The organism is Pseudomonas sp. URMO17WK12:I9 (assembly GCF_900230165.1).
GTDB lineage: Bacteria > Pseudomonadota > Gammaproteobacteria > Pseudomonadales > Pseudomonadaceae > Aquipseudomonas > Aquipseudomonas fulva.
Window position 1 is genome coordinate 560,807 of record NZ_OCMQ01000002.1, and the last position, 26,564, is coordinate 587,370.

Genomic DNA, 26,564 nt, shown 5'->3' on the forward strand with positions numbered 1-26,564 from the left:
ACTAAGTCAAGGAGAGGACTATGAACAGACCTACCGCGTTTAAATCGGCTCTGGGCTTAGTGGCTGGTATCGGGCTCGCCCTGCAAGCCCATGCTGGGATTCCAGTGATCGATGGAGCGAATGTGGCGCTTAATAAGGTCACTTCTATTGAAAGCATTGCCCAGACTGCAAAGCAGATCGAAGAGTATGCAACGCAGGTTAACCAATACAAGACACAGCTTGATCAGTACGAAAACATGATCAAGAATACTGTCGCCCCTGCAGCTTATATCTGGGATGAAGCGAACAACACGATCAACAAACTGATGCGTGCCCAGGATATGCTGGACTACTACACCAATCAGGCGGGTAGTTTCGATTCCTATTTGGATAAGTTCCAGGATACAAGCTACTACAGGAACTCCCCCTGCTATGGGAGCGGCGGATGCTCAGCTGAAGACGAGGCGGCCATTCAGAAACAACAGGACATGGCCACTGCATCCCAGAAAAACGCAAACGATGGGATGTTCAAGAGCATCAAACAGCAGCAAGAAAACCTGAAAGCGGACGCTCGGCAGCTTGAGAGGCTCCAACAGGCTGCCACCACTGCCGATGGACAAGTGAAGGCCATTCAATATGCCAACCAACTGTCTAGCCAGCAGGCCAATCAGCTACTTCAACTGCGTACCTTGATGCTGGCGCAGCAAACCGCCGAAGCCAACCGTCATGCTGCAGAGCTCGATGAGCGAGCACGTGGCGAAGCCCAGAATCGCAGGCTCACCGATTGGACTTATAAAAAGAGCCCTAAAGATGATTTTTAATGGAGAAGTTATGGAAGTGTTTAGCGTAAAAGCTGCCCTCGTGCTGGTCACTGCCGGGTTGCTGGCAGGTTGCTTTGGCGAAGACGTACCGCAGGCTACGGCTGAAAACTGCTCGCCCGTTATGTACGAAAAAGTCCTTGCAGAACTTTCGAAAGAGGCCAGTAAAAATGAGTTCAAAGCCAACTGTGATAGTTTCTTGTCTTCCAAAAAAATGACGGATTGGGAATTTAAGAAAAGTCCGAAAGACGATTTCTAGTAAGGAATGAGTTTTATGCTTGGCAAACGTCGGGATTTGTTCGTAAACGCCTTGGCTATCCTCGCCATTCTGTCAATCCCGGCGGTGGCTCAAGCGGCGGGCCCCGGGTTAGGCAGCTCGGGAATCATGAACGAAGTGCTCCATCGCTTCCGTGATGCCACCCAGGAATGGTTGCCCGCCATTCAGGCTGCTGCTGAACGGCTGTTTTTGGCACTGACCGTGATTTCCATGGTGTGGACGTTTGGGCTCATGCTGCTCAAAAAAGCCGACATTGGCGAGTTTTTCGCAGAGCTGATCCGGTTTCTGGTGGTGTTCGGGTTGTTTTGGTGGTTACTGAGAAATGCCATGCAGGGCCTCCAATTGGCTGAGAGCATCGTGAGATCATTGAGCGAACTGGGATCGACAACCGGTAATATTGGTACTACTGATCTCCAGCCGTCTACCATTGTCGACATAGGGTTCGAACTCTATGACCGGACAGTTAAAGCGACTGATAAGCTGAGCTGGTACCAAATGGGCCGGCAGATCACTATGGAACTAATGGCAATCGTTGTTCTGGTCGTCCTGGCCGTAGTGGGTATCAACCTGCTAATACTTCTGGCATCGAGTTGGTTCTTATTGTATGCCGGTGTGTTTTTCTTGGGCTTCGGCGGCTCGCGATGGACTTCTGATATCGCCTTGAACTATTACCGAGCGGTATTAGGTGTCGGGGCCCAGCTGTTTTCGATGGTCCTTCTTGTCGCCATTGGCAAACGTTTCATTGAAGACTTCGCTAACCGCATTAGCGACAAAATGGCAGTGCAAGAGCTGGCTGTGATGCTCGTAGTCTCTGTGCTGCTACTTTTACTTGTTCACAAAATTCCGCCCATGATTGCAGCGCTGGTAGGTGGCGCAGGCAGTGCTTCATCGGGCATCGGAAACTTTAGCGCAGGCGCGGTAGTGGGTGCGGCAACTACCGCTGTTTCGATGGCTGGAAAGGGTGCATCTGCAGTCGCCAGCGGCGGGGCAAACCTGATAGGTGGTGCGCAGGCTGTGCATGCCGCATTCAAAGGAGCGCAATCAAGCGTCGCATCTGGCTCCGACATTGGCTCGCGCATGGCTAGCGGTCTTTCCGGCATGTTGGGTGGCGGCACCAATGGGGGCCAAGCGGGTTCACCTGGCGGCAAAAGTAGTAGTTCGGAATCAAGTCCTCTCAGCTCAGTGATGGGCCTGTCCTCATCATCGAGTGCGGGAAGCGTACAAAGCGCCTCCTCTAGCGGAGGCGAACAGTCCTTGACCAGTGCAGGTGCAGAGTCGTTTGGTTCATCTGCTGGCGGGGCGCAAGAGAGTGTCGCTGACGCTGGAGGTGGAAGCACAGCTGGGGGCAGTAACGACTCTGCAACCGCCGCTGGCGCTGCGGTTGCTCAGGGGGCTAGCACCTCTTCCGCCTCAAAAGACGCTGCAGGCAGCACCGCTGGCAGCGGTTCAGCTCAGACCTCCTCAAGTAAGTTGGGTAATGCGGGACGTGTCGCTTTGCAAACCACAGCGAATCTAATCTCAGGTTCAGGCCGTGTGGCGCAGGCGCGCGTAGACAAAAGCTCGGGCGGTAAGCTGGCTCAGGCAGTGAGCAATAGCGGCCAGCGTACATCAGGCAACTTGGACACGCAGTCAAAAAGCCGTGACTTCAACCCCGACGCAGAAGTGAAGAGCTTCAGCGAGCGCAAACAAGATTTGTCCTGACCTGGAGGTCGTTGTGAAGAACTCAATACGCTCAACTCAAATACTGTTGGCCGCCACGCTTGCACTGGCTGTTGTGAGCCCAGCCCAAGCCGGTGACCCATGCGCCACAGTACTGTGCATGTTCGGCAAGCTCAAAGGCGCCGGTGTCGTTGAAGGCTGCGAGGGTCCAGTAGCCGACTATTTCAATATCGTTAAGAGAAAAAAGCATGGTGGTATCAAGTGGAACGATACCGCTAACGCCAGGCAGTCTTTCCTGGATAGCTGCCCAGCAGCTGACTCGGATAAGACCAAAGAAATTAACAACAAATTTGGCAAAGTGATCTAGGCCTACGCGCATGCCCATCGACGCCCCGCCTCCGCTCCCGCCACTCGAAGAGCCGATCGTGTGCTCGGTCATGGCCGCCGTTAAGTACGAGCTGCCCGTGAACATCGTGCTCGCGGTGGCAGCTCAGGAAGGCGGCAAGCCGGGCCAATGGGTGCGCAATACCAATGGCACCTACGACGTAGGCCCCATGCAGTTCAACACCAGCTACCTACGCGAGCTCGCCCGTTACGGCATCACTGCCCAGGATGTGGAGCAAGGTGGCTGCTATGCCTACGACTTGGCGGCTTGGCGCTTGCGCGGCCATGTGCGCAACGACCGTGGCGACTTGTGGACGCGGGTCGCCAACTACCACTCGCGCACCCCCGCCATCAATGCCCGTTATCGCCAGCAAGTGATGCGTCGGGCGGCCTGGTGGGCCGATTGGCTGGATGAGCGCTTCGCCACGCAGCAAGTAGCACAAGGCGCCGTCTTGTCTACTGCCCCGGGCCAAGCGCCTGTCGTTGCGGCGAGCACCTCTTTTGAAGCGACGCCGGTCGTTGAAACGCAGCCAGCCGTGGCCCAGCCTAAGGCAACGACCGCGTATGTGCCGCGAGGTCTGGTGCTGGGCGGCAAATGATAGTGAATGTACTGTGCGGTGACATTTCAATCAGCGCAAACCGTGAGTTGTTCACGTTGTTGGATACGCGTGTAGTGGCCCCAATTTCGGGATTTATCAGTATTCTTCGATCAACTTAGCCGGATGACCCATGCGAATACAACCTGTCAAGAGCCATCCGGAGACGGAGGTCACGGAGGATAAATGAGTAGAACCGACATTCTGAGTACATGGGTTCCCGCCGCTGCAAATAGCGCCATTCAAGGCTGCTGGTCTCGCCTGCGTCTGAGCTGGCTCGCCACGCTGGTCCTGGGAGCGTTCGTGCTCCTGCCGGCTACTTCCTCTGCACTCCAAGCCAAGGAGATTTCCATGCAAGACAATCAAGGCCAATACCAACCCTACACACCTGGCATGAAGCTACCAGAGGGTGTGTTCCCACCTATGCAGGGTTATACACACGAAGATTTGGTAGGCGCTGCAGCCAAGCGTGCCGAGGCCGTGCTCAAGCGTGGTGGCGTGGATCCAACACTGGTACGCGAATCGTTGATAGCGCTAGCCAAGCACTTCAACCAGGCGCTTGAAGCCCAGAATGTCGAGTACCAGATATCGACCTGGTATCAGAAACCTTATGCAAACCCTGCCGATCGCGACAAAAGCGTCGCTGACATGGCGGAGACCTTCGGCGCACTGGCCGTCCGGGCCGCAACTGAATCTCTCAAGGGGTCGCCGTTGCTGGACCAAGACAGGGAGCTGCTTGGTGAATACATCAGCAGTGCCGGGGATGGCGTTCACGATTTGATCGCTGGCCTGGAAAAGCCAGGCGCCTGATCGTTATCCAGAGCGGTACCGAGAGCCCGTACCGCGCTACGAGCACCATAGGGACATGAAATGAGTGATGCCAAGCGCTTTACGGTGTACTTCGATGGCACCGGGAATAACAAAGACCTAAATACGCCGGAAGGTACGCAGACTAACGTCGCGCGCCTTTTTGAACTTGATACGGCCAAGGGCACCAACTTGGCACGCAACTCAGGGCATGTTCCGCAGCAGTACGACACGCAGGAGCGTTCGGGCCAGTCTGAGAAAATCTATTTCGATGGCGTGGGCAGCCAAGGCCAGACATCAGGGCGCTCGCTCATCGAAGGCGCTACCGGGCGCGGCGCACAGGAGCGCGTTGACCAGGCCTACGACGCTATCGTGGCCTTTCATAACAAGTATCCCGGTGAGCAGGTTGACGTAAATATCGTTGGCTTCAGCAGGGGTGCATCGCAGTCCAGGGCGCTCGCTAACAAATTCATTGAAAGCGGCGTGCCTAAGCTCGACGGGCAAGGCAAGCCTACTGGGGATTTTCTGATTCCCCCTGGGCAAGCGCACGTCAACAAGCTGGGGATCTTCGACACTGTGGCCACCGATGGCCTGTCCATTACAGACACGCACCTGGGCAAGAATCTCGAAATCGGCAAGAACGTCGATTCGACTACCCACTTGGTGGCCATGAACGAATACCGAGATACGTTCAGGTTGACCAGTGCGCTGCGCAATGACAATAACGGCAAAATCGAGGAGCTGAAGTTCGCAGGCGCCCACTCGCAGGTCGGTGGTGGCTATCAGAATGACGTGCTGGCCGCGGGTCCTCTTGCCGTGATGTACGATCGCTTGCAGTCGGCAGGCATCGAACTCAAACCGATGCACCAGGAAGATGTGCAACGCGTCGAGCAGTACAATGAATTGATAAAGGATCCGCAGAAGGTCCAAGCAGCGCTCATTGATTCACGCCTGATAAAAGGTGAAAAGGCATTTTCCCAAGACGAGAACGGCGCCTACAAAACCCTCGACAATCAGCCCTTTCCTCTGGAAAGAGGGACGCTCAATGTCTTTGATCGCCAAAGCCGGCCTTTCGATCACGAACCCGATGGCAGGGGCGTGATTTTCGAGAACGACGACAGCCTGAGCCGCAGCAGCGTCACCCGTGGCCTGGAAGGGCTTGGTGGCAGTCTTAAGGCGTTGGGCCAGAATGCGCTGGAAGCCACATCGCGTTTTGTCGGGCTTGATACGCGCAAGCAGGCCAAGCAAGACGGGCTTGACGTCATTGATCAGCTGCAGGCGGAAAGAGCAGCGGCTGCGCAGAAGCAAGTTTCTGATTTGACGGGCGACCTGAAGGCATCGCGCCCCAACGCGACTTACATCGAAGGCATAAAATTACAACCTGTCCCAATTCCCAAAACTGCTTCGCACGCCCAGGAACTGGATCCTCTCTCGCAGCCACGTAACGAGTCGTTCAAAGCGATGGAAGATAAGGCTCGTGCCATGAGCCCATCAGCAACTATTAATGAGGCTTCCCAATCCGAGCGCAAGGCTACCAGCGGTATGGTCGTTGGCATGGACGAACACCATATCCTTCAAAAGGTCGGTCAGACTGATCAATTCGTGATCCATGACCGGCGTGACGTCGACCCTAACCGAAACTTCCAGGTAGGCAAAAGTACAGCCATCGTCAACGAGAAAGGTATTGGTGAGCTGGGGCGTAGTACCCCACCCAAGATCGAACTTGATGTGGGGCTAGGTCAGGCGATGCGTAGATAAATCCATCTCGACCTGCAGACCTTGCCAGTTCACGTGTTGTACGCGTCGCTCGGCAGTCAGTTGCCGGCCTGATCGCAGGCGCTACCCCACAAACCTGAGAGTCCAAAATGACTGAAAAAAACGATGCCTATTCGTGCGATACACGCGGCATGAAGCTGCCCGATGGGGTCTTCCCCCCTATGCAGGGATATACCCATGAGGACTTGATAAGCGCGGCGGCAGTCCGTGCCGAAGCGGTACTGACCAAGGATGGTATGGACCCCACGCTGATTCGGGAGTCGCTATTGGCAATGGCAAACTACCTCAAGCCAGCATTCGAGGCCCAAAACGTCGAGTACCAGATCTCGACGTGGTACCAAAAACCATATGCGGACCCGGCGGATCGTGGCAGAAGCGTTGCTGACATGGCCGAAACCTTTGGCGCTCTCGCGGTGCGAGCCACCACCGAATCTCTGCGAGGCTCTGCGTTATTGGACAAAGACTGGGATTTTATCCGTGAGTACATCAGCAACGCGGGGGACGGCGTGCACGACCTGATCGCTGGCTTGGAACGGCCAGACGCCACACCGGATGTGTAGGGTCACCAGGCCGAGTGAATGAGGACACCAAGCTCGTCGAACGTTCTCTCACGACTTAGTCGAGGTAGGCACCCTGTTCTGGTGCAACATTGGTCTGCTGAGCCTCATAACTTCTCGGCTTCGCCTGTCTTGTGAGGCCAACGCATCAACAGAAAAACACTTCAGAAGGACGCAGGCCACTCAACGACCAAACTTCAACCATGGAAAATACCATTGAATTTCATTCCTCATTATGGAGGAGAGTGATGAACCAAAAAAAACGTTGGCCTCAAGGACGCTGTGGACTAATGCGCGGCGGCCTACTGGGCTTTGCACTGACTACCAGTCTGGTAGCGCTGCTGATCAATTCCCCTGTTCAAGCAAAGGAGCCAACCATGGCTGATAAAGACTACACCTACCACCCCTACACCCCTGGCATGAAGCTCCCCGACGGTGTCTTCCCGCCCATGGAGGGTTACACCCATGGTGACCTGATCGCAGCCGCTCAGGTCCGCGTTGAGGCGTACATGAAAGCGCACGATATCGACCCGACGCTGATACGTGAGTCGTTGATCGCACTGGCGGCGCACATGAATGAAAAGTTCGAACGTGAAGGCGTCGAATACCAAGTGTCGAGCTGGTATCAGAAACCCTACGACGATCCTGCCGCACGAGCGCGCAGTGTCGAGGCGATGAGCGAAGAGTACGGTTCTGCGACCGTCGAAGCCGCCGCAGAATCGATGGACGGTTCGCCATTACTGCATCAGGGCAGGGAGTTCTACAAAGGTTACATCGGGGCGGCAGGTGATGCAGTTCGTGATCTCATCATCACGCTGAACAAACGAGACGCCTGACCGCGTACCGGCGTGGTATGCACGCCGGCTCGCGAACACTCAAGCCTTACAACTGCATAGGGACGTGACATGAGCGACGCTCTGCGATTTTCGGTCTTTTTTGATGGCACCGGGAATAACAAAGACCTGGACCAACCTAAAGGCATGCACACGAACGTGGCTCGCCTGTACGACCTGGATAATGCCCAAGGTACCAACTTGGCCAGAAACTCCGGTCACGAGCCCGCTCAGTACGACAGTACCTTGCGTACGGGACAGTCCGAGAAGGTGTACTTCGACGGCGTCGGCAGTCAGGCACAGACGTCCGTTCGCTCGGCACTGGAAGGTGGGACGGGCCTGGGCGGGCAGGAGCGGGTTGAGCAGGCGTACAACGCCATCGTGGCGTTCCACAACAAATACCCGGATCAGAAAGTCGATGTAAACATCGTCGGTTTCAGCCGTGGTGCTGCCCAGTCGCGTGCCTTGGCCAATGAGTTCATTGATCGTGGTGTGCCCAAGCTCGATGACCAAGGCAAAAGCACGGGCGAATATCTGATTCCTCCCGGACAAGCTCACGTTCACAAGTTGGCGATCTTCGATACCGTTGCTTCCTATGGGAACGCCTTGTCCGACGAGCACTTGGGCAAGAACCTGGAAATCAGCAAGAACGTCGACTCCACCACTCATCTGGTGGCCAGTAACGAATACCGCGGTACGTTCCGGTTGACCAGTGCACTGCGCAATGATGACAACTCCAAGATCGAAGAGGTGAAATTCCCTGGTGCGCATTCGCAGGTGGGTGGCGGGTACAGGGATGACGACCTAGCGGCTGGGCCACTTGCCCATATGTACAACAGCCTTGAGGACGCCGGCTTTGATCTCAAGCCAATGTTGCAAGAGGACCTCCAGCGCGTCGGACGCTATAACGACATTATTCAAGATCCTGCCAAGGTTCAGGAGGCCCTGATCGATTCTCGACTCAAGGATGGGAATCTGGCATTCGGACGGGGTGAAGACGGCTCGTATATTGTCTTGGACAATACGCCGTTCATCGGTGAGCGAGGCACGGTGCTGAGCTCTAATCGCCAGACTCGGCCGTTCGATCACGAGACGAATGGTCGAGGCGTGATTTTTGAAAATGACGACTCGCTGAGCAAAACGCGGATCCAGCGTGGCGTGGAGACGGTCGGGACATGGTTTGAGAAAGCCGGCGATCAACTCAAGAACCGGGCTGCGGAATTCGTGGGTAAGCGTCCCGAAGTCAGTCAAACTGTCGACAAGATGGGCGACGACCTCTTCGAAAAGCAGCTCAAGCAGTTGAATGCGCAGTCTACGGCGCAGAGCCAAGCCATGAAGGCTGCGATGACGCAGTCCAGGCCCGACCAGGCCTACATCTCTAGCCTGAACCTGCAACCTGTTCCCATACCCGGTCAGAAAAACCGCCCGGGCGAGGAAGATACTCAGGCCCGCCAACGTGGTGAATCCCACAAAGCAATGGAGGAAAAGGCTAAGTCGCTAAACCCTGGGGCCAGTATTCGCGACGCTGGGCAAGAGGGCCGCTCTGCCACCAGTGGCATGGTCGTGGACATGGATGATCACCACATCTTGCAGAAGGTGGGGCGCTCCGATCAATTCGTGATTCACGACCGTCGTGATGTGGACCCCAACCGTAATTTCCAGATTGGTAAAAGCACGGCCATCGTCAACGAGAAGGGGCTCGGCGAGGTCGCGCGCGACATGACACCCAAACTCTCCCTCGAAACAGGACTGGGCCAGGCGATGCGCAGATGACGCACACCAGCGCGCATTGCGCCCCTGCACCTGCCGATCAGGTGGCAGCGCCGGGCGTTCGATTTCAGACCGGTGCGCTTGAAGCGTTGAAGTGGCTGGCATTGTTGTTGATGACCGGCGATCACGTGAACAAGTACCTGTTCAACGAGACGCTCCCCTATCTGTTCGAAGCTGGCCGTGTCGCGATGCCGCTGTTCGTGATGGTGCTGAGCTACAACCTGGCGCGCCCGACGACTTGGCACAATGGCGGCCACCGGCGTACCGCCTGGCGCCTACTGGGCGTCGGCCTGCTCGCCACGCCGCCGTTCATCGCCTTGGGCGGGCTGTGGTATGGCTACTACCCGTTGAACATCCTCTTCACCCTGCTGGTCATCACGCTTACCCTGGCCGCCTGCGAGCGCGCCTTGGCAGGCCAACGCTGGGCGTGGTTCGTGGCACTGATGGTGTTCGTGCTCGGCGGCGCACTGGTGGAGTTCTGGTGGCCGGCGGTACTGCTGGGGCTGTGTACGACTTGGTTCGTCCGTCGTCCCAATCCGATAGCCGCACTGGGCGCAGTGCTCTCGTTGGCATCGCTTACCTATATCAATGGCAATGCCTGGGCCATGGCTGCCCTGCCCATCGTGCTGCTGGCGCGCGGCCTGTCACTGAACGTACCGCGGTGGCGCTGGCTGTTCTATGCCTATTACCCCCTGCACCTTGCGGCGCTTTGGCTGATCCGTATCCCCATGGCCAAGGTCGGTTACCTGTTCCTGATTTGAGGAGTGCTTGATGAAAATGCCCACCCCCATCAACCCGCCGGCGGATGATGCTGGCCAAGGTATCGAGGCGCAGGCCCAGGCATTGGCCGCCGAGCAGGCTGCGCTGCTGCAGGGCAGTTCGGTACAGGCCCGCTACGATCAGGCCCTCGGCGAACTGGTGGAGCAGAAAGCCGATCAGGCGGGTGCGCTGGAACAGCGGCTGGAGAACATGCTCGATCGTCAGCAGGCGCAATTGCAGCAGAACATGGCCTCACGCCCAGGCATGATCGCCCTGCCCTCCACACGTGCTGCCTGGGAACAGGCGAACCAGCGCTGCCAGGCACGTTTGCAACAGTTGCAGGCGCGCCTGGAACGGGTACAGGACCTGCACCATGGCATGGGTCTGTACTCTCCGCGTATCGAGGAGATGGCGGCGCGCCAGTTGCGAGCCGAGCAACCTGAACTGGTCGAGCAATGGAGCCTGCAACGCCAGGCCGAGCGCAGCTTGACCGAAACACAGCGCCGCAGCCTCACCCAAGAGCTGAGCCGTGGTCGGACGCCATCACCATGACGCCAACCCTTTTTCCCACTCACTTCATCCTTTCCGGAGCCCATCCATGAAGCACAACAACGCCGTTGGGCCGCAAATTCGCGGCGAGAGGCGCGGCGGCGCCAGCCGTTGGCAAGCTTTGCTGGCGCTGGCGTTTTTGCTCGCCGGGTTGGCCACTGCCACGCAATATTTCGCCTATCTGTTCAACTATCACGCCGCCCTTGGGCCTAACCTCAACGGGGTCTATGCCCCTTGGATGATCCTGGTGTGGGCCGCTCGCTGGTCGACCGAACAGCAGGACGCGCTGATGACCGCAGGCTCCGTCGGGGTACTGGTCACAGGGGTTGGCCTGATTGCCGTGGTGGTGGTGCGCATGATCACCAACAACAGTGCCCAGGCCAACGCCTTCCTGCACGGTTCGGCGCGCTGGGGGGGGCACAAGGACATCCAGAGCGCGGGTTTGCTGGCCGATGAAGGCGTGTACGTCGGCGCCTGGCTCGACAAGCGCAACAAGCTGCATTACCTGCGTCACAACGGGCCGGAACACATCCTCACCTTTGCCCCCACGCGCAGTGGTAAGGGCGTGGGGCTGGTGATTCCTACCTTGCTGTCGTGGAAGCACAGCGCCGTGATCACTGACTTGAAGGGTGAGCTGTGGGCGTTGACCGCAGGGTGGCGTCAACAGCATGCGGGCAACCGCGTGCTACGGTTCGAACCGGCAACCGCCAATGGCTGTGTGGGTTGGAACCCGCTGGAAGAGATCCGCCTGGGCACCGAGTTCGAGGTGGGTGATGTGCAGAACCTGGCCACGCTGATCGTCGACCCTGACGGCAAGGGCCTGAACGACCACTGGCAGAAGACCTCCCAGGCCATGCTGGTCGGCTGCATCCTGCACCTGTGCTACCGCGCCCAGGATGAAGGGGGCGTGGCCAGCCTGCCGATGCTCGATGCCATGCTGGCCGATCCCTCCCGGCCCATTGCGGAGTTGTGGGAAGAGATGACCCATTACGGTCACCTGGACGGCGAAAACCACCCGCTGGTGGGCTCTGCCGCGCGCGACATGCTCGATCGGCCGGCCGAGGAAGCCGGCTCGGTGCTGTCTACCGCCAAGTCCTACCTGTCGCTGTTCCGCGACCCGATCGTGGCCCGCAACGTGGCGCGCTCGGAGTTCAAGATCCGCGACCTGATGAACCACGACGACCCGGTCAGCCTGTTCATCATCACCCAGCCCAACGACAAGGCGCGCCTGCGCCCGCTGGTGCGAATCCTGGTGAACATGATCGTGCGGCTGCTGGCCGACAAGATGGACTTCGAGGACGGCCGGCCCAAGGCCCATTACAAGCACCGCCTGTTGATGATGCTCGATGAGTTCCCAAGCCTGGGCAAGCTGGACATCATGCAGGAGTCGTTGGCGTTCGTGGCCGGTTACGGCATCAAGTGCTACCTGATCATCCAGGACTTGTCGCAGTTGCAGGAGTTCTACGGGCAGAACGAGAGCATCACCTCCAACTGCCATATCCAGAACGCCTACCCGCCTAACCGCGTGGAAACGGCCGAGCACCTGTCCAAGCTGACAGGCCAGACCACCATCGTGAAAGAGCAGATCACCACCAGCGGGCGCCGCTCCAGTGCGTTGCTCGGGCAGGTTTCGCGCACCATCCAGGAGGTCCAGCGCCCCTTGCTCACCACCGACGAAGCCCTGCGCATGCCCGGCCCGCGCAAGGACAGCCAAGGCAACATTCAGGAAGCCGGGGACATGGTGGTGTACTGCGCAGGTTACCCAGCCTTCTACGGCAAGCAGCCGTTGTACTTCCAGGACCCGATCTTCCTGGCCCGCGCCAAGGTGCCTGCGCCGCGCGAGAGCGATCGCACCATCGATCTACGGGACACTGTGACCCCGGCATGAAACGTCCGCTGAGCGTGGCCGCCGCCTTGGCCATCCTGTGTTTCCTGTTGCTGCCCCTGGCGCTGCACTGCGGCGCCAGGATCAATGTGACCAGCAGTTTCCCGCCCGGTATCTATTGGGTAGTCGACAAGACGCCGGCCAAGGGCGACTTGGTGATGTTCTGCCCGCCAGAGCAGCCCTTGTTCGATTTGGCCCATAGCCGTGGCTATGTGGGCAGCGGGACATGCCCTGGCGGCTACATGCACATGCTCAAGCGCCTTGTGGCCGTGGCGGATGACGAGGTGGACTTCGCCGAGACGGGCGTGCGGGTCAATGGTCAGTTGCAGGTGCGCAGCCAGCCGCTGGCCAAGGACCCCAGTGGGCGGAGCCTGCCACGCCCGCCTCAGGCTCACCTGCGCCTGGCGGGCAGCGAGGTGCTTCTGCTCTCCGACTACAGCAGCCTGTCGTTCGACGGTCGCTATTTCGGTGTCTTGCCACGCAAGCAAGTGAACGAAGTGGTCAGGCCTTGGCTGGTATGGCAGCGCGAGCCACGTTGAGCGCTGGGGCCTTAATCCCCAGCCTCACTAATCCGAGCAAATAATTGCAGTCATGGTACTTGGCAATTGATGCTTTTTTGCTACTATTGAAACTCCCTCCTGATCATCTGGAACGCCCGTTCTAGAGCCTCCGAATTAAGTTTCAGTTAAGTTTTCCCGGCTAGCGTAGGAAATCAGTCCACACCGACTGTGATTTATGCTCAATGCCTGTCATCTAAATCCCAGCATTGCCAGAATCTTTCACCGGTAAAATGGATTTGCCTACTCACCGTCAAGAGGATGAATCATGCCCGTAAAGGACCCATCCAAGGTCGTGCCGCAGGTCCCTGCGGAGAGCGCCGATGCCGCCCTGAAGCACATTGTCGACGGCTTCCTGCGCTTTCATCATGACGTTTTTCCTGAGCAGCAAGAGCTGTTCAAGAAGCTCGCCACGGCGCAAACGCCGCGCGCCATGTTCATTACCTGCGCCGACTCGCGCATCGTGCCGGAGCTGATCACGCAAAGCTCGCCGGGCGATCTGTTCGTTACTCGCAACGTCGGCAACGTGGTCCCGCCTTATGGCCAGATGAACGGCGGCGTTTCCAGCGCCATCGAATACGCCGTCATGGCGTTGAAGGTGCATCACATCATCGTGTGCGGTCACTCCGACTGCGGCGCCATGCGCGCCGTGCTCAACCCGCAGTCGCTGGCCAAGATGCCGACCGTCAGCGCATGGCTGCGTCATGCCGAAGTAGCCCGCACCGTGGTCGAGAACAACTGCACGTGCGAAACCGAGCACGAGAACATGCAGGTGCTGACCAAGGAAAACGTCATCGCCCAGCTGCATCACCTGCGTACGCACCCCTCCGTTGCTTCGCGCCTTGCCGCTGGCGAGCTGTATATCCATGGTTGGGTGTACGACATCGAGACGAGCAAGATCGAAGCCTACGACGCCTTGAGCGACAGCTTCCTGCCGCTGTCGGCAGACCAGCCAGTGCCCTGCGCTACGCCGAGAGGCCGCTACTAAGCGACCCGACCACCGCTGAACCTTGATGGCCGGCTACACCCCGCTGGGGTGTGGCGTGGCCGTCTGCTGCCCTGAATTCCCTGACTGGTGTGCCGGCTTCTGCGCTGGCGGCTTGCTGCCGCGCGCCTGTCGGGGCTAAACGTGCCCGCGGCCAGAGGAATGGCCGTGCGATAGAGAAAGGAGTAATACGGTGAACATTACACAGCTGAAAGCGGCCCTGCCGCGTGAGTTGCTGGCCTCGGTAGTGGTCTTTCTGGTGGCCCTGCCCTTGTGCATGGGCATTGCGATTGCCTCCGGTATGCCGCCGGCCAAGGGACTGATCACCGGTATCATCGGCGGCATTGTCGTCGGTTTTCTTGCCGGTTCCCCGTTGCAGGTCAGCGGACCGGCAGCTGGGCTGGCGGTGTTGGTCTTTGAGTTGGTGCGCCAGCACGGCATGGCCATGCTCGGGCCGATTCTGCTCCTGGCAGGGATACTGCAGTTGCTGGCCGGGCGCCTGCGCCTGGGCTGCTGGTTTCGAGTGACGGCGCCTGCGGTGGTGTACGGCATGCTGGCGGGTATCGGGGTACTGATCGTGCTGTCGCAGGTCCATGTGATGTTCGACACGGCGCCTCAGCCGTCGGGCATGCAGAACCTGCTGGCGTTCCCGGCAACCGTCGCTGGGGCATTGCCCCTGCAAAGCGCAGGCATGGGTTGGCAGGCCGGTGCATTGGGGTTGGGTACCATGGTCATCATGTGGGGCTGGGAACGGTTGCGGCCACAGCGTTTGCGCTTCATTCCGGGGGCATTGCTGGGTGTGACGGCCATGACTGCCATCAGCCTGTGGCTGGCGCTGCCGGTGAATCGCGTGGAGGTACCGGCGGACTTGTCCGAGGCCATCGACTGGATTCGGCTCGATGACCTGATGAAACTGACCGACCCTAGCCTGCTGGTGGCTGCCTTCGCACTGGCATTCATCGCCAGCGCCGAAACCTTGTTGTCCGCCGCAGCGGTGGACCGCATGCACAGTGGCCAGCGCTCGAATTTCGACCGGGAACTCTCGGCCCAAGGCATCGGCAACATGCTGTGTGGCGTACTGGGCGCGCTGCCCATGACCGGCGTGATCGTGCGTAGCTCGGCCAACGTTCAGGCCGGCGCACAAACCCGGGCTTCGGCGATTCTGCATGGCGTGTGGCTGTTGGCGTTCGTGGTGGTGCTCAGCAGCATCTTGCAGCAGATCCCGATTGCAAGCCTGGCCGGGGTGCTGGTGTTTACCGGGATAAAACTGGTCGATCTCAAAGCCTTCCGGGGCCTTGGACGCTATGGCCGGATGCCGATGTTCACCTATGCGGCCACCGCCTTGGCGATCATCTTCACCGACCTGCTCACGGGCGTCTTGCTGGGCTTTGCCCTGACGTTGCTCAAGCTCGCCTTAAAGGCAGCACGCCTGAAGATCAACCTGGTGGACCTGCCCAAGGCCGGGCACATGGAACTTCGCCTGAGCGGCGCGGCCACCTTCCTCAAGGTGCCGGCGCTGACCAAGGTGCTCGACGGCGTACCGGCCGGCACCACCTTGCATGTGCCGCTGGGCAACCTCAGTTACATCGACCACGCCTGCCTGGAGTTGCTCGAAGACTGGAGCCGCAGCAATGCAGCCAATGGCTCCAAGCTTCGCGTCGAGCACAAGCGCTTGAAACGGCGGGTAGAGGGACGGTTACGTACCACGTCCGGCGTCGGCGCCTGACAGCGGGCCGTGGCCCAGGCCGGCCATCGCAAGAACAGCCAGCCTGGCCCTGCTCAGGCTGGCTGGCCGAGCTCCACGCCCAGCTGACGTGACAAGCAAGGCCAACGTTTCCAGGCGGCGCCGGTTTCAGGGCTGCTCAGCTTCTCGCGGTAGGCCTCTACGGATTCGGCGGCGAAGCTCTCGTCGTCGAGCATTTCATCGACCGAATGGTGCACCACTTCGTCGAGCTGATTGGCGAACGCCTCGCCGATCAGCTGGTGAGCGATCAGGTTGGCAACGGTGGTATCGACGGGGATGAGCGGCTGCTGGAAGTGCCGGATGTACAGGTCGTTCACCTCCTCCACCAGGCGATGGGCCAGATAGGCCTCATCCAACAGGCAGTCCAGGCCGACATGCCCTTGCATCACGCTGGGCGGCTGCAGGAAGTAAGCCTCGGCAATCTTCAGCACCGGCGTGATCTGCGACTCGATGCCGGCTTCACGCGCCACCTCATGAGCCGCTTCGAGCAGTTCCGGCACTTGATCGATGTAGGCACCCACAAAGCGCGCCAGCGTGTCCTGAGCACCCTGCTCCGGCAATTGAATGGACGGGTGCAGGTGCGGCAGTTGCAGCGCGAGACGTTTTTTCAGCTGGCCGGTCTGGCCTTCATGTTGATGGGCTTGATTCACCTGCTCGCGTACAGCAGCGATGTTCATGACAACTCCAAGGACAAAACGTTTCAAACGGAAGACACTAACTTAGCTGGATATTCAATTAAGTTAAGATCCATTTGTTATAAACGGATCCAATCCCTGTGGCATCCAGCATATATGGCGTTCCCTGCCTGACGGTTTTCCTTCAATTACACCGGTTTAGAGCCTTGAGGCGGCGGATGAAGTTCATTTCATGAAGAGCCTCGCCCACCGTGCTGATCCTTCCGGGCAGCCTGAAAAGGCCAGTGCAGGCCGTGGCGCCGCGCCGCATGCGCAGCATGTCGGCATCGCGTACCCTACTGCCTACCTTGTGCGCTGTTCGCCACAGCGATCGTCGACCTCAACCTGTTACCGAGCCCATGACCCGAACCCAGAAAGCCGTCTTCATCATCGCTGCCCTGATCGTTGTGATCATGGGCCTGATCCTCAACAATGTGCTCAACGCCAAACGCGCCCCGAGCGCCACCGAGCTTATCGATGCTGGCATCATCCTGCTGCCGCAAAGCCGGACGGTGGCTGGCGTGACCATGACCAACCAGGATGGCCAGCCGGTGCAGCTGGACCAGCTGAAAGGCAAGTGGTCGCTGCTGTTCTTCGGCTATACCTACTGCCCGGACATCTGCCCCACCACGTTGGCGCAGCTGCGGCAGGTAAAGAGTGAACTGCCCAAGCAGGCGCTGGACCGCTTGCAGGTGGTATTGGTGAGCGTGGACCCCAACCGCGACACGCCGAACCAGCTCAAGCAGTACCTGGGTTATTTCGACAAGGACTTCATGGGGCTGGCCGGTTCCGTGGAAGACACTCAGAAGCTGGCCAATGCGCTCAGCATTCCCTTCATCCCAGCCGATACCAGCAAGCCCGGTTACACCGTGGACCACAGCGGCAACCTGGCCATCGTCGGCCCGGACGGCCGTCAGCGTGGCTTCATTCGTGCGCCGTTCGACAGCCAGAAATTGGTGGCCCGCCTACCTGGTCTGGTCCAGGGCGACTGAGCATCGCTCAGGGCCCTGCGCGGAGCCTGGCCTCTGGGGCGATAGCACAGGCGCATTGCCCCCGTGCTTGTGTCACGCGCCAGTAGCAACCTTACCCTGGGTCGCCAGGCGACCCAGGGCGCAGGCTCAGAACGCGGGTACTACAGCGCCTTTGTACTTCTCGGTGATGAACTGCTTCACCTCAGGCGAATGCAGAGCGGCTGCCAGCTTCTTCATGTCCTCGCTGTCCTTGTTGTCCGGACGCGCGACGAGGATGTTCACGTAAGGCGAATCGCTGCCCTCGATGGCCAGCGCATCCTTTTCCGGGTTCAGCTTGGCTTCCAGTGCATAGTTGGTGTTGATCAGGGCGGCATCGACCTGGGTCAGCACGCGCGGGATGGTGGCCGCTTCAAGTTCGCGGAACTTGATGTTCTTCGGGTTCTCGGCAACGTCTTTCACAGTGGAGAGGATGTTGGTGTTGTCCTTGAGCTTGATGACACCAGCCTTGTCCAGCAGCAGCAGAGCACGGCCACCGTTGGTGGCATCGTTGGGGATGACTACGGTGGCGCCGGACGGGAGTTCGTCGAGCTTCTTGATCTTGGTGGAGTAAACGCCCAGCGGTTCGATGTGCACGCCAGTCACGCTCACCAGGTCAGTGCCCTTGGCCTTGTTGAACTCATCGAGGTAAGGCTGGTGCTGGAAGAAGTTGGCGTCCAGACGCTTTTCCGCCACCTGTACGTTTGGCTGGATGTAGTCGGTGAATTCCTTCACCTTCAGCTCCACCCCTTGCTTGGCCAGCAGCGGCTTGACCACATTGAGAATCTCGGCATGCGGCACCGGCGTAGCGGCGACGGTGAGGGTATCGGCCTGGGCCGAGAAGGCCGCGATGGCGGCAGCGACAGCAAGCAGCTTCTTCATTGATCACTCCTTGTGAGGGCCGCGACGGCCCCCGAACGGGTCGGTCGAGCCGACCCCATTGGGGTTACTTACGGGAAAAATGCACAACCAGCCGGTCGCCGACACTTTGCAGGACCTGCACCAGCACCAGCAGCAGCACCACGGTCACGACCATGACGTCGGTCTGGAAGCGCTGGTAGCCGAAACGAATCGCCAGGTCCCCCAGGCCACCGGCACCCACGACACCGGCCATGGCGGTGTAGGAAACCAACGTGATGGCCGTGACGGTGATCGCGGCGAAGATCCCTGGCCGGGCCTCAGGCAACAGCGCGCTGGTGATGATCTGGCGCGTGGTGGCGCCCATCGACTGGGTAGCTTCGATGATGCCGCGGTCCACTTCGCGCAGGGCGGTTTCGACCAGACGTGCAAAGAACGGGGTAGCACCCACCACCAGCGGCGGGATCGCACCTGCCACGCCTAGCGATGTACCCGTGATCAGCACGGTGATAGGGATCATTACGATCAGCAGGATGATGAACGGCAGCGAGCGCAGGATGTTGACCACCAGCGACAGCAACGCGTACACGCCCTTTTGTTCGAACATTTGCCGCGGGCCGCACAGGAACAACAGCACACCGAGTGGCAGGCCGAGCAGTACGGTGAAGAACAGCGAGCCGAACAGCATGATCATGGTATCGACGGTTGCCAGCCAGATTTCGGCCCAGTCGACGTTAGCGAAGAAACTCAGGGCGTCCATCAACGCAATACCTCCATATGAACATCAGCAGCCTTGAAGCAGGCAAAGGCCGCTTCCATGTCGCCGCCGATCAGGGCAAGTGTGAGCTGGCCGTAGGGGACGTCCTTGATGCGATCGATACGCCCGGCAAGGATGCTGTAGTCGACGCCGGTTTCACGGGCGACGGTGCCCAGCAGCGGTGCATAGGTCGCGTCACCCTGGAAGGTCAGTCGCACGATGCGGCCTGGCACATGGGCGAAATCGTCGCGCTGCTCGCCTTCGTCGACTTGCTCGTCTTCCTGCACGAAGCGTTTGGTGGTGGGGTGCTGCGGATGGAGGAACACGTCCGCCACCGAGCCCTGCTCGACGATCTGGCCGGCGTCCATTACTGCCACCCGGTCGCAGACACGGCGGATCACGTCCATTTCATGGGTGATCAGCACAATGGTGAGCTTCAGCTCACGGTTGATCTCGGCCAGCAGCTGCAGTACCGAGGCGGTGGTCTGCGGGTCCAGGGCGCTGGTTGCTTCGTCACACAGCAGAATCTTCGGGTTGGTGGACAACGCACGGGCAATGCCGACGCGCTGCTTTTGACCGCCCGACAACTGCGCAGGGTACTTGCGCGCATGGTCCGACAGACCGACCCTGGCCAGAAGCTCGACCACGCGTTTGTCGATCTCGGCGCGCGACAATTGGCCAGCGAGGGTGAGTGGCAGGGCGACATTGTCGGCGACGGTCTTGGACGCCAGCAGGTTGAAATGCTGGAAAATCATGCCGACCTGCTGGCGAAAGCCGCGCAATTGGGTGGCATTGAACGCGGTCACTTCTTCACCGTCGACGATGATCTTGCCGCCGGAAGGCTCTTCCAGGCGGTTGATCAGGCGCAGCATGGTGCTCTTGCCGGCCCCGGAGTGGCCGATCAGGCCAAACACCTGGCCATCCTCGATCGTCAGGGTCGTCGGATTCAGGGCGGGAATTTCTCTACCGGCAACGCGGTAAGTTTTGTGTACCTGTTGGAACTCGATCACGTAGCGAACCTTGTGGGGCGCATGGAAATTGATTCAGCGGTGGGCTGGGGGCCGCATTTTAGCCTTTTATAACCGCTGTTCTTAGCATTTATTTTGCCTCTGACCAATCAGAACGCTATATGGCGACAGCTGGTCATCCCGATGGAACGCTCGCTCTTGTGCCCGGGTCACTAACTGGACAAGCCCGATCGGGCGCCCGAAGACTGATGAGGAAAGCCAACCATGCCCAGCAAGAACAAGGATGCGCCGAAGCACAGCGAGGCCGCAGGTACTCAGACCCCGGATCGGGCCAATACCAATGCCAAGTTGCAGAGCCTGGAAGCAGACCGCAGCGATGCCACCGGGCAGGCGCTGCGCACCAACCAGGGTGTGCGCATTTCGGACAACCAGAACACCTTGAAGGCCGGCGACCGCGGCCCCTCGCTGCTTGAAGACTTCATCATGCGCGAGAAAATCACCCATTTTGACCATGAGCGCATCCCGGAGCGGATCGTCCATGCACGAGGCACCGGTGCCCATGGTTATTTCCAGAGCTATGGCTGCCACGCCGAACTGACCAAGGCCGGTTTCCTGCAAGATCCGGAGAAGATCACCCCGGTATTTGTGCGCTTTTCCACCGTTCAGGGGCCGCGCGGCTCCGGTGACACGGTGCGCGACGTGCGCGGCTTTGCCGTGAAGTTCTATACCGATGAAGGCAACTTCGACCTGGTCGGCAACAACATGCCGGTGTTCTTTATCCAGGACGCCATCAAGTTCCCGGACTTCGTACACGCCGTCAAGCCCGAGCCGCATAACGAGATCCCCACCGGCGGTTCGGCCCACGACACCTTCTGGGACTTTGTCTCGTTGGTGCCTGAATCGGCGCACATGGTCGTCTGGGCCATGTCGGACCGCGCCATCCCACGCAGCCTGCGCATGATGGAAGGTTTCGGCGTGCACACCTTCCGTCTGGTCAACGCCGAAGGCGTGGCCCACTTCGTCAAGTTCCACTGGAAGCCCAGCGAGGGCGTGCATTCCGTGCTGTGGGACGAGGCGCAGAAACTGGCGGGCAAGGACACCGACTACCACCGTCGTGACCTGTGGGAAGCCATCGAAACCGGCGACTACCCGGAATGGGAACTCGGCGTGCAGATCGTGCCTGAGGCCGACGAGCACAAGTTCGACTTCGACCTGCTGGACCCGACCAAGATCATCCCTGAAGAGCTGGTCCCGGTCACCCCGCTGGGCAAGATGGTGCTCAATCGCAACCCGGACAACTTCTTCTCCGAGGTCGAGCAGATCGCTTTCTGCCCAGGCCACATCGTGCCGGGCATCGACTTCACCAATGACCCGTTACTGCAGGGTCGCCTGTTCTCCTACACCGATACTCAGATCAGCCGCCTGGGTGGCCCAAACTTCCACCAGATCCCGATCAATCGCCCGGTTGCCCCGAACCACAACAACCAGCGCGATGCGATGCACCAGCATATCGTGCACAAAGGCCGCGCCGCCTACGAGCCCAACTCCATCGACGGCGGCTGGCCGAAGGAAACCCCGCCCGGCCCACGCGACGGCGGTTTCGAGACGTATCAGGAGCGCGTCGATGCGCACAAGATTCGCCAGCGCAGCGATTCGTTCGGTGATCACTTCTCCCAGGCACGCCTGTTCTTCCAGAGCATGAGCCCGACCGAGCAGCAGCACATCATCAAAGCCTACAGCTTCGAATTGGGCAAGGTTGAGCGTGAGCACATACGTGCACGCCAGGTGAATGAGATTCTCGCCAACATCGACCTGAAGCTGGCAGCAGCCGTGGCGGAAAACCTGGGCCTGCCAGCCCCTAAAGCCGGTACCGTCAAGGTCAAGGGCAGCCAGCTGGCCGAATCGCCAGCCTTGAGCCAGATGAACCATCCGGGCAAGGTCGGGATCAAGGGTCGCAAGATCGCTGTACTGATCGCCAACGGCGTGGATGCCGCCAGCGTCGACAAGATGGTCAAGGCCCTGGAGGCGCAGAGCGCTCGCCCCATGCTGCTGGGCCCGACCTCGGCGCCTGTGAAGGCCGCCGACGGTACGCAACTGCCGGTAGATGCCTCCATGGAAGGCATGCCGTCGATCATGTTCGATGGCATCGTCGTACCCGCTGGCAAGGCGTCCACCGATGCCATGGCGGCCAGTGGCCTGGCCAAGCACTTCCTGCTTGAGGGCTACAAGCATCTCAAGGCGATGGTGCTGACCCAGGAACTGCTTGCAACGCTGGGCCTGAAGGAAGACAAGGGTCTGCTGACCGGCGACGACCAGAAGGCCATGGACGCGTTCGTCAAGGCAGTGGAAGGGCATCGCGTATGGGAGCGTGAAGCGGCTGCCGAAGCGGTTCCTGCTTAAACCCTCCGCGTGTCAGGGGCTGCATTGCAGCCCCTATCCACGGGCCTAGCGCTGGTGGGGTACCAGCACCACCTGAGCGGGCAACGCGCGCTGGATGTCGTGCTTTTGTTTCAGGTCGAAGGTGCTGTCGATCTTGCGAACACGCTTGGCCAGCAATGTCTTCAGCCACGGCGCATCCGCGCTGCGTGGCACCTGGAACACCACATCGCAACCATAATTGACCACGTCGGCGGCGATGTCATCGAGCTGCTGGCGCATGGCTTGGATGTCGGTGGTTTCCAACGCAATCACCGTACTGGGCGCACTGGGGTCGATCACTCGAGCCTTGGGTTTGGCTTCGGCAGCCTTGAGTGCGGCTTCGGCCTTGGCCAGCTCGGCCTTGCGCGCTTGTGAAACGGCATCACCGCCAGTGACCGCCGGTGCCTGTGGCATCAGTGCGCGCGCGCGCGCCAGGGCTGTGACCGCCGCATTCACGTCACCCTTCTGCAACATGATCTGGCTGCGTTGCAGGTAGGCTTCGGCCAGCTCGCGCTGGTATTGCTCGACGCGGCCATCGCCAGGCGACTGCGCTTGCAGGGAGACCAGTTGGTCTTCTGCGGTGGCCAGCTCGTTGCTGGCGATATTTTGTTGCAACTGCTGCCATGCATCAGGCTGGGCAGGCGTGCTGGCCTGTTCGACCGGTGCATGGGAGCACGCGGCAAGGAACAGGGAAAAGACGCCAACAAGCAGACAACGGGAGGCAAACGGCTTCATTCCTGCGGCTCTCTATTTGCGCAAAAAGCGAGCAAGTCTACACCCAGGTGCGCACGCTCGAAAACTGGTCTTACAGACCCTTTACTCCGCCGAAGGTTGCAAGGCAGGACTTGGACGCCTGTCGCTCACCGTTTGGGCAGGGCCAGACTCAGCAAGAATAGCACCGCAGCGCACACCACAATGGATGGACCGGCAGGCGTGTCCTTGAACCATGACAAGGCCAGCCCGCCGCAGACCGCTACCACGCCTATGACGCTGGCGCCTACGGCCATCTGCTCGGGAGAGCGCGCATGCCGCTGAGCGGCTGCCGCCGGAATGATCAGCAAAGAGGTGATCAGCAAGACGCCGACGATCTTCATGGCCACCGCGATGACCACGGCGATGAGCAGCATCAGCGCCATGCGCAACGCTGCAACCGGTAGCCCTTCGACCGTTGCCAGTTCTTCGTGGACGGTGACGGCGAGCAAGGGGCGCCACAAGACGGCGATCAGTACGAGTACCAGGGCGCTGCCGCCCAAAATCCAGGCAAGATCGGTCGGGCTGATGGCCAGCAGATCCCCGAACAGGTAAGCCATCAGGTCGATGCGCACGTCGTGCATGAAGCTCAGCACCACCAGGCCCAAGGACAAGGTACTGGGTGCCAGGATACCGAGCAGCGTGTCGGATGCCAGAGGCTGGCGTTGCTGCAAGGTCACCAGCAAAATCGCCAGCAACAGGCAGCCCACGGTGACGGCCAATGTGGGGCTGACATCCAGCACGAAGCCCAGGGCCACACCCAGCAAAGCAGCATGGGACAGGGTGTCGCCAAAGTAGGCCATGCGCCGCCAGACGACGAACGAGCCAAGGGGGCCAGCTACCAGCGCGAGGGACAGACCAGCGAGCAGGGCGTAGAGAAGAAAATCAGCCATGCTTGCAGTGCGCTCCGTGAACATGGGGGGCTGGGGCGACCACCGAACCGTGCAGGTCGTGACTGTGGTCATGATGATGGTGATAAATGGCCAGGCTGGGTGCGGTCTGGCCGAACAGTTCGACGAATGCCGGGTCACCGCTGACCTGTTCGGGATGACCGGAGCAGCACACATGGCGGTTCAGGCACACCACCTGATCGGTCGCACTCATGACCAGGTGCAGGTCGTGGGAAACCATCAATACGCCGCAACCCAGGCGGTCGCGCAGTCGGGTGATGAGGTTGTACAGCTCCGTTTGCCCTACTACGTCAACGCCTTGGACCGGCTCGTCCAGCACCAGCAACTGCGGCTCTCGCAGCAGCGCACGGGCCAGCAGCACACGCTGCATTTCACCCCCGGACACAGTCTGGATGGGACTGTCGATCACGTGCTCGGCGCCGACCTCCTGAAGCGCCGACAGGGCCGCTGCGCGATCCACGCCAGGTACCAAGCGCAGAAAGCGCAGCACCGACAACGGCAGCGTGGCGTCGACCTGGATTTTTTGCGGCATGTAGCCAATGCGCAGCCGGGGTTTGCGCCATACCGAGCCGCGGTGTGGCTTGAGTAGCCCCAGCACGGCGCGGACCAGCGTGGTCTTGCCCGCTCCATTGGGCCCGATCAGGGTGACGATCTGGCCGGGTGCGACTGCCAAGTCGATGCTGTCGAGCACGGCCTCCCCGCCATAGGTGACGCCAACCTGCTCCAGGCGGATCAGCGCGTCGCTCATGCCGCGTCCTTGCAGTTGCTGCACACGCCCACGACCTCGACGGTTTGGTTCTCGACCGTGAAACCTACATGCCTGGCGCTGCCGACGATGGCATCGCTGATACTCGCCTGCTCCAGCTCAATGGCGATATGGCACAGTCGGCAAATGAGAAACTGCCCCTGGTGCGTATGCTCGGGATGGCTACAACCGATAAAGGCGTTGAGCGAAGCGATGCGGTGCACGAGACCGTTTTCCAGAAGGAAGTCCAGCGCGCGGTACACCGTTGGCGGCGCCGCGCGACGGCCATCCTGTTCGCTCAGCACCGCCAGGATGTCGTAGGCGCCCAGCGGTTTGTGGCTCTGCCACACCAGCTCCAGTACCCGGCGGCGCAGCGCCGTCAGGCGCAGCCCTTGACGAGCGCACAGAGCGTCGGCTTCAGCCAGGGCGCTGTGCACGCAATGGGAATGGTCATGAGGACGGGTGGCCAGCGGCGTAATGGACATGGGCAGCGACGATTCTGGATAGAGACGTTATTATGTTACCTGTTTCTGACGATTCGAGTACCTACCGTGGCCCGATTCCTTACCCTGTTTGTCGCTTTCATCGCATTTTCCGCCCACGCTGACGTGCATGTGCTGACCAGCATCAAGCCTCTGCAACAGATCGCCGCTGCTGTGCAGGAAGGCGTCGGCAGCCCTGAAGTGCTGTTGCCGCCGGGTGCCTCGCCTCACCATTACGCACTGCGTCCCTCGGACGTGCGCAGGGTCGCGGAGGCGGATTTGCTGTACTGGATAGGCCCGGACATGGAGGGCTTTTTGCCCAAGGTGCTGACCAGCCGCAGCAAGACGACCGTCGCGGTACAGTCGCTGCCGGGCATGAAGCTGCGTCACTTTGGCGAGGACAGCCATTCCCACGACGAAGACCACGACGACCATGACCATGATCACCGCCCAGGCAGCCTGGATGCGCACTTGTGGTTGTCTTCGGTGAACGCCCGGGTGATCGCCGGGAAAATGGCCGCCGATCTCGCCAGCGTGGACCCTGCCAATGCCGACCGCTACACGCGTAACCTGGCGACCTTCACCCAGCGCCTGGACGCGCTCGACACCCGCATCAAGGCTCGGGTGGCGGGTGTGGCCGGTAAGCCTTACTTCGTGTTCCACGAGGCCTTCGATTATTTCGAGGCTGAGTATGGCCTCAAGCATACCGGCGTGTTCAGCGTGGCGTCCGAAGTGCAGCCCGGCGCTCAGCACGTGGCCGCCATGCGTAAGCGGCTGCAGGAAGTGGGCAAGACTTGCGTCTTCAGCGAGCCGCCCTTGCGCCCCCGGCTGGCCGAAACCCTGACAGCCGGTCTGCCGGTGCGCCTGGCCGAGCTCGATGCGCTGGGTGGCACCGATCCGGTAGATGCGCAAGGCTACGAGCGATTGCTCGACAAGCTAGGGGGCGACCTGGCGAGCTGCCTGGAGCAGCTGTAAAGGTACGCTGCGGCTGCATATCTGGGTGGGCGCCCGGGGCAGCGCCTGATGCCTTCTGCCCCATGGGCAGGCGCACAGGGCCTG

The 26,564-nt window shown here is 60.0% G+C and carries 27 protein-coding genes; 18 read left to right on the forward strand and 9 right to left on the reverse strand.

The features are described from left to right. The first annotated feature begins 20 nt into the window (after positions 1 to 20). The 3 genes from trbJ to trbL are packed head-to-tail and all read left to right on the forward strand — an operon-like array spanning position 21 to position 2,775. A complete protein-coding gene (gene trbJ, locus CRP40_RS07280) occupies positions 21 to 800 on the forward strand; it encodes a P-type conjugative transfer protein TrbJ (protein ID WP_033694858.1) in 780 nt (259 codons plus the stop codon). Positions 801 to 810: 10 nt separating this feature from the next. Beyond that, on the forward strand, positions 811 to 1,056 hold the full coding sequence (gene trbK / locus CRP40_RS07285; RefSeq protein ID WP_027913259.1) for an entry exclusion lipoprotein TrbK: 246 nt from the start codon (positions 811 to 813) through the stop codon (positions 1,054 to 1,056). 15 nt (positions 1,057 to 1,071) lie between these two features. Further along, entirely contained in the window at positions 1,072 to 2,775 is a 1,704-nt protein-coding gene (gene trbL, locus CRP40_RS07290) for a P-type conjugative transfer protein TrbL (RefSeq protein ID WP_050587286.1), read from the forward strand. A gap of 31 nt (positions 2,776 to 2,806) precedes the next feature. Here trbL and CRP40_RS22285 read toward each other — a convergent pair whose 3' ends face one another. Next, positions 2,807 to 3,118: a hypothetical protein gene (locus CRP40_RS22285; RefSeq protein ID WP_241194853.1), complete on the reverse strand. Its 312-nt coding sequence runs from the start codon at positions 3,116 to 3,118 to the stop codon at positions 2,807 to 2,809. On the opposite strand from CRP40_RS22285, the gene CRP40_RS07300 reads away from it, so the two are divergent. The 12 genes from CRP40_RS07300 (at position 3,111) to CRP40_RS07355 (ending at position 15,917) form a co-directional block, all read left to right on the forward strand. Further along, a complete protein-coding gene (locus CRP40_RS07300; protein WP_027913257.1) occupies positions 3,111 to 3,716 on the forward strand; it encodes a hypothetical protein in 606 nt (201 codons plus the stop codon). The two genes, CRP40_RS22285 and CRP40_RS07300, sit on opposite strands and share 8 nt — an antisense overlap. Positions 3,717 to 4,064: 348 nt before the next feature. Continuing rightward, the gene (locus CRP40_RS07305; protein WP_027913256.1) at positions 4,065 to 4,523 is read left to right on the forward strand and encodes a hypothetical protein; all 459 of its coding nucleotides are present in this window, start codon (positions 4,065 to 4,067) and stop codon (positions 4,521 to 4,523) included. A gap of 60 nt (positions 4,524 to 4,583) precedes the next feature. After that, positions 4,584 to 6,278 carry a DUF2235 domain-containing protein gene (locus tag CRP40_RS07310; protein WP_050587285.1) on the forward strand — a complete coding sequence of 565 codons (1,695 nt, stop codon included), beginning with the start codon at positions 4,584 to 4,586 and terminating at the stop codon, positions 6,276 to 6,278. 107 nt (positions 6,279 to 6,385) lie between these two features. Next, entirely contained in the window at positions 6,386 to 6,856 is a 471-nt protein-coding gene (locus CRP40_RS07315; RefSeq protein ID WP_027913255.1) for a hypothetical protein, read from the forward strand. 245 nt (positions 6,857 to 7,101) lie between these two features. Beyond that, positions 7,102 to 7,689, forward strand: a complete 588-nt coding sequence (locus CRP40_RS07320) for a hypothetical protein (protein ID WP_231977362.1) — start codon at positions 7,102 to 7,104, stop codon at positions 7,687 to 7,689. Between the two features lie 69 nt (positions 7,690 to 7,758). Next, positions 7,759 to 9,459: a DUF2235 domain-containing protein gene (locus tag CRP40_RS07325; protein WP_050587284.1), complete on the forward strand. Its 1,701-nt coding sequence runs from the start codon at positions 7,759 to 7,761 to the stop codon at positions 9,457 to 9,459. Then, on the forward strand, positions 9,456 to 10,217 hold the full coding sequence (locus CRP40_RS07330; protein WP_050587283.1) for a TraX family protein: 762 nt from the start codon (positions 9,456 to 9,458) through the stop codon (positions 10,215 to 10,217). The genes CRP40_RS07325 and CRP40_RS07330 overlap by 4 nt, the downstream gene beginning before the upstream one ends. A gap of 10 nt (positions 10,218 to 10,227) precedes the next feature. Beyond that, positions 10,228 to 10,767 carry an IncP plasmid survival protein KfrC family protein gene (locus tag CRP40_RS07335; RefSeq protein ID WP_023532599.1) on the forward strand — a complete coding sequence of 180 codons (540 nt, stop codon included), beginning with the start codon at positions 10,228 to 10,230 and terminating at the stop codon, positions 10,765 to 10,767. Between the two features lie 46 nt (positions 10,768 to 10,813). After that, positions 10,814 to 12,652: a type IV secretory system conjugative DNA transfer family protein gene (locus tag CRP40_RS07340; RefSeq protein ID WP_027913252.1), complete on the forward strand. Its 1,839-nt coding sequence runs from the start codon at positions 10,814 to 10,816 to the stop codon at positions 12,650 to 12,652. Then, positions 12,649 to 13,188 carry a conjugative transfer signal peptidase TraF gene (gene traF / locus CRP40_RS07345; protein ID WP_027913251.1) on the forward strand — a complete coding sequence of 180 codons (540 nt, stop codon included), beginning with the start codon at positions 12,649 to 12,651 and terminating at the stop codon, positions 13,186 to 13,188. Before CRP40_RS07340 ends, traF begins: the two co-directional genes overlap by 4 nt. Before the next feature lie 286 nt (positions 13,189 to 13,474). Next, positions 13,475 to 14,194 carry a carbonic anhydrase gene (locus CRP40_RS07350; RefSeq protein ID WP_023532649.1) on the forward strand — a complete coding sequence of 240 codons (720 nt, stop codon included), beginning with the start codon at positions 13,475 to 13,477 and terminating at the stop codon, positions 14,192 to 14,194. Between the two features lie 190 nt (positions 14,195 to 14,384). Further along, the gene (locus tag CRP40_RS07355; protein WP_027913250.1) at positions 14,385 to 15,917 is read left to right on the forward strand and encodes a SulP family inorganic anion transporter; all 1,533 of its coding nucleotides are present in this window, start codon (positions 14,385 to 14,387) and stop codon (positions 15,915 to 15,917) included. Positions 15,918 to 15,970: 53 nt separating this feature from the next. On the opposite strand, the gene CRP40_RS07360 is transcribed toward CRP40_RS07355, so the two are convergent. After that, positions 15,971 to 16,612, reverse strand: a complete 642-nt coding sequence (locus CRP40_RS07360) for a hypothetical protein (RefSeq protein ID WP_027913249.1) — start codon at positions 16,610 to 16,612, stop codon at positions 15,971 to 15,973. Between the two features lie 356 nt (positions 16,613 to 16,968). Here CRP40_RS07360 and CRP40_RS07365 point away from each other — a divergent pair, with 356 nt between their 5' ends. After that, positions 16,969 to 17,601 (forward strand): SCO family protein, encoded by a 633-nt coding sequence (locus tag CRP40_RS07365; RefSeq protein WP_027913248.1) that lies wholly within the window; start codon positions 16,969 to 16,971, stop codon positions 17,599 to 17,601. Positions 17,602 to 17,727: 126 nt separating this feature from the next. Here the strand turns inward: CRP40_RS07365 and CRP40_RS07370 are convergent, their stop codons facing one another. The 3 genes from CRP40_RS07370 to CRP40_RS07380 all read right to left on the reverse strand — a co-directional run bounded on the left by CRP40_RS07370 (position 17,728) and on the right by CRP40_RS07380 (position 20,241). After that, the gene (locus tag CRP40_RS07370; RefSeq protein WP_027913247.1) at positions 17,728 to 18,498 is read right to left on the reverse strand and encodes a MetQ/NlpA family ABC transporter substrate-binding protein; all 771 of its coding nucleotides are present in this window, start codon (positions 18,496 to 18,498) and stop codon (positions 17,728 to 17,730) included. Between the two features lie 64 nt (positions 18,499 to 18,562). Continuing rightward, positions 18,563 to 19,243, reverse strand: a complete 681-nt coding sequence (locus tag CRP40_RS07375) for a methionine ABC transporter permease (RefSeq protein WP_173645902.1) — start codon at positions 19,241 to 19,243, stop codon at positions 18,563 to 18,565. Next, the gene (locus CRP40_RS07380) at positions 19,234 to 20,241 is read right to left on the reverse strand and encodes a methionine ABC transporter ATP-binding protein (RefSeq protein ID WP_027913245.1); all 1,008 of its coding nucleotides are present in this window, start codon (positions 20,239 to 20,241) and stop codon (positions 19,234 to 19,236) included. Before CRP40_RS07380 ends, CRP40_RS07375 begins: the two co-directional genes overlap by 10 nt. A 222-nt stretch (positions 20,242 to 20,463) precedes the next feature. Here CRP40_RS07380 and katE point away from each other — a divergent pair, with 222 nt between their 5' ends. Continuing rightward, positions 20,464 to 22,599: a catalase HPII gene (katE, locus tag CRP40_RS07385; protein WP_027913244.1), complete on the forward strand. Its 2,136-nt coding sequence runs from the start codon at positions 20,464 to 20,466 to the stop codon at positions 22,597 to 22,599. Between the two features lie 45 nt (positions 22,600 to 22,644). Here the strand turns inward: katE and CRP40_RS07390 are convergent, their stop codons facing one another. The 4 genes from CRP40_RS07390 to zur form a co-directional block, all read right to left on the reverse strand. After that, the gene (locus CRP40_RS07390; protein WP_027913243.1) at positions 22,645 to 23,352 is read right to left on the reverse strand and encodes a PA5502 family lipoprotein; all 708 of its coding nucleotides are present in this window, start codon (positions 23,350 to 23,352) and stop codon (positions 22,645 to 22,647) included. 125 nt (positions 23,353 to 23,477) lie between these two features. Next, positions 23,478 to 24,260 (reverse strand): zinc ABC transporter permease subunit ZnuB, encoded by a 783-nt coding sequence (gene znuB, locus CRP40_RS07395; protein ID WP_027913242.1) that lies wholly within the window; start codon positions 24,258 to 24,260, stop codon positions 23,478 to 23,480. Further along, complete coding sequence (gene znuC, locus CRP40_RS07400; RefSeq protein WP_027913241.1) at positions 24,253 to 25,026, reverse strand: zinc ABC transporter ATP-binding protein ZnuC; 774 nt, start codon at positions 25,024 to 25,026, stop codon at positions 24,253 to 24,255. Before znuC ends, znuB begins: the two co-directional genes overlap by 8 nt. Beyond that, complete coding sequence (zur, locus tag CRP40_RS07405; protein ID WP_027913240.1) at positions 25,023 to 25,508, reverse strand: zinc uptake transcriptional repressor Zur; 486 nt, start codon at positions 25,506 to 25,508, stop codon at positions 25,023 to 25,025. Before zur ends, znuC begins: the two co-directional genes overlap by 4 nt. 66 nt (positions 25,509 to 25,574) lie before the next feature. On the opposite strand from zur, the gene CRP40_RS07410 reads away from it, so the two are divergent. Next, the gene (locus CRP40_RS07410) at positions 25,575 to 26,480 is read left to right on the forward strand and encodes a zinc ABC transporter substrate-binding protein ZnuA (RefSeq protein ID WP_027913239.1); all 906 of its coding nucleotides are present in this window, start codon (positions 25,575 to 25,577) and stop codon (positions 26,478 to 26,480) included. Positions 26,481 to 26,564: the final 84 nt, after the last annotated feature.

Excerpts from the sequence above, each read along its gene's own strand:
- trbJ (WP_033694858.1), top strand. The coding sequence starts at position 21 with ATGAACAGACCTACCGCGTTTAAATCGGCTCTGGGCTTAGTGGCTGGT.
- trbK (WP_027913259.1), top strand. The coding sequence starts at position 811 with ATGGAAGTGTTTAGCGTAAAAGCTGCCCTCGTGCTGGTCACTGCCGGG.
- trbL (WP_050587286.1), top strand. The coding sequence starts at position 1,072 with ATGCTTGGCAAACGTCGGGATTTGTTCGTAAACGCCTTGGCTATCCTC.
- CRP40_RS07300 (WP_027913257.1), top strand. The coding sequence starts at position 3,111 with ATGCCCATCGACGCCCCGCCTCCGCTCCCGCCACTCGAAGAGCCGATC.
- CRP40_RS22285 (WP_241194853.1), bottom strand. The coding sequence starts at position 3,118 with ATGGGCATGCGCGTAGGCCTAGATCACTTTGCCAAATTTGTTGTTAAT.
- CRP40_RS07305 (WP_027913256.1), top strand. The coding sequence starts at position 4,065 with ATGCAAGACAATCAAGGCCAATACCAACCCTACACACCTGGCATGAAG.
- CRP40_RS07310 (WP_050587285.1), top strand. The coding sequence starts at position 4,584 with ATGAGTGATGCCAAGCGCTTTACGGTGTACTTCGATGGCACCGGGAAT.
- CRP40_RS07315 (WP_027913255.1), top strand. The coding sequence starts at position 6,386 with ATGACTGAAAAAAACGATGCCTATTCGTGCGATACACGCGGCATGAAG.
- CRP40_RS07320 (WP_231977362.1), top strand. The coding sequence starts at position 7,102 with ATGAACCAAAAAAAACGTTGGCCTCAAGGACGCTGTGGACTAATGCGC.
- CRP40_RS07325 (WP_050587284.1), top strand. The coding sequence starts at position 7,759 with ATGAGCGACGCTCTGCGATTTTCGGTCTTTTTTGATGGCACCGGGAAT.
- CRP40_RS07330 (WP_050587283.1), top strand. The coding sequence starts at position 9,456 with ATGACGCACACCAGCGCGCATTGCGCCCCTGCACCTGCCGATCAGGTG.
- CRP40_RS07335 (WP_023532599.1), top strand. The coding sequence starts at position 10,228 with ATGAAAATGCCCACCCCCATCAACCCGCCGGCGGATGATGCTGGCCAA.
- CRP40_RS07340 (WP_027913252.1), top strand. The coding sequence starts at position 10,814 with ATGAAGCACAACAACGCCGTTGGGCCGCAAATTCGCGGCGAGAGGCGC.
- traF (WP_027913251.1), top strand. The coding sequence starts at position 12,649 with ATGAAACGTCCGCTGAGCGTGGCCGCCGCCTTGGCCATCCTGTGTTTC.
- CRP40_RS07350 (WP_023532649.1), top strand. The coding sequence starts at position 13,475 with ATGCCCGTAAAGGACCCATCCAAGGTCGTGCCGCAGGTCCCTGCGGAG.
- CRP40_RS07360 (WP_027913249.1), bottom strand. The coding sequence starts at position 16,612 with ATGAACATCGCTGCTGTACGCGAGCAGGTGAATCAAGCCCATCAACAT.
- CRP40_RS07365 (WP_027913248.1), top strand. The coding sequence starts at position 16,969 with ATGACCCGAACCCAGAAAGCCGTCTTCATCATCGCTGCCCTGATCGTT.
- CRP40_RS07370 (WP_027913247.1), bottom strand. The coding sequence starts at position 18,498 with ATGAAGAAGCTGCTTGCTGTCGCTGCCGCCATCGCGGCCTTCTCGGCC.
- katE (WP_027913244.1), top strand. The coding sequence starts at position 20,464 with ATGCCCAGCAAGAACAAGGATGCGCCGAAGCACAGCGAGGCCGCAGGT.
- CRP40_RS07390 (WP_027913243.1), bottom strand. The coding sequence starts at position 23,352 with ATGAAGCCGTTTGCCTCCCGTTGTCTGCTTGTTGGCGTCTTTTCCCTG.
- znuB (WP_027913242.1), bottom strand. The coding sequence starts at position 24,260 with ATGGCTGATTTTCTTCTCTACGCCCTGCTCGCTGGTCTGTCCCTCGCG.
- znuC (WP_027913241.1), bottom strand. The coding sequence starts at position 25,026 with ATGAGCGACGCGCTGATCCGCCTGGAGCAGGTTGGCGTCACCTATGGC.
- zur (WP_027913240.1), bottom strand. The coding sequence starts at position 25,508 with ATGTCCATTACGCCGCTGGCCACCCGTCCTCATGACCATTCCCATTGC.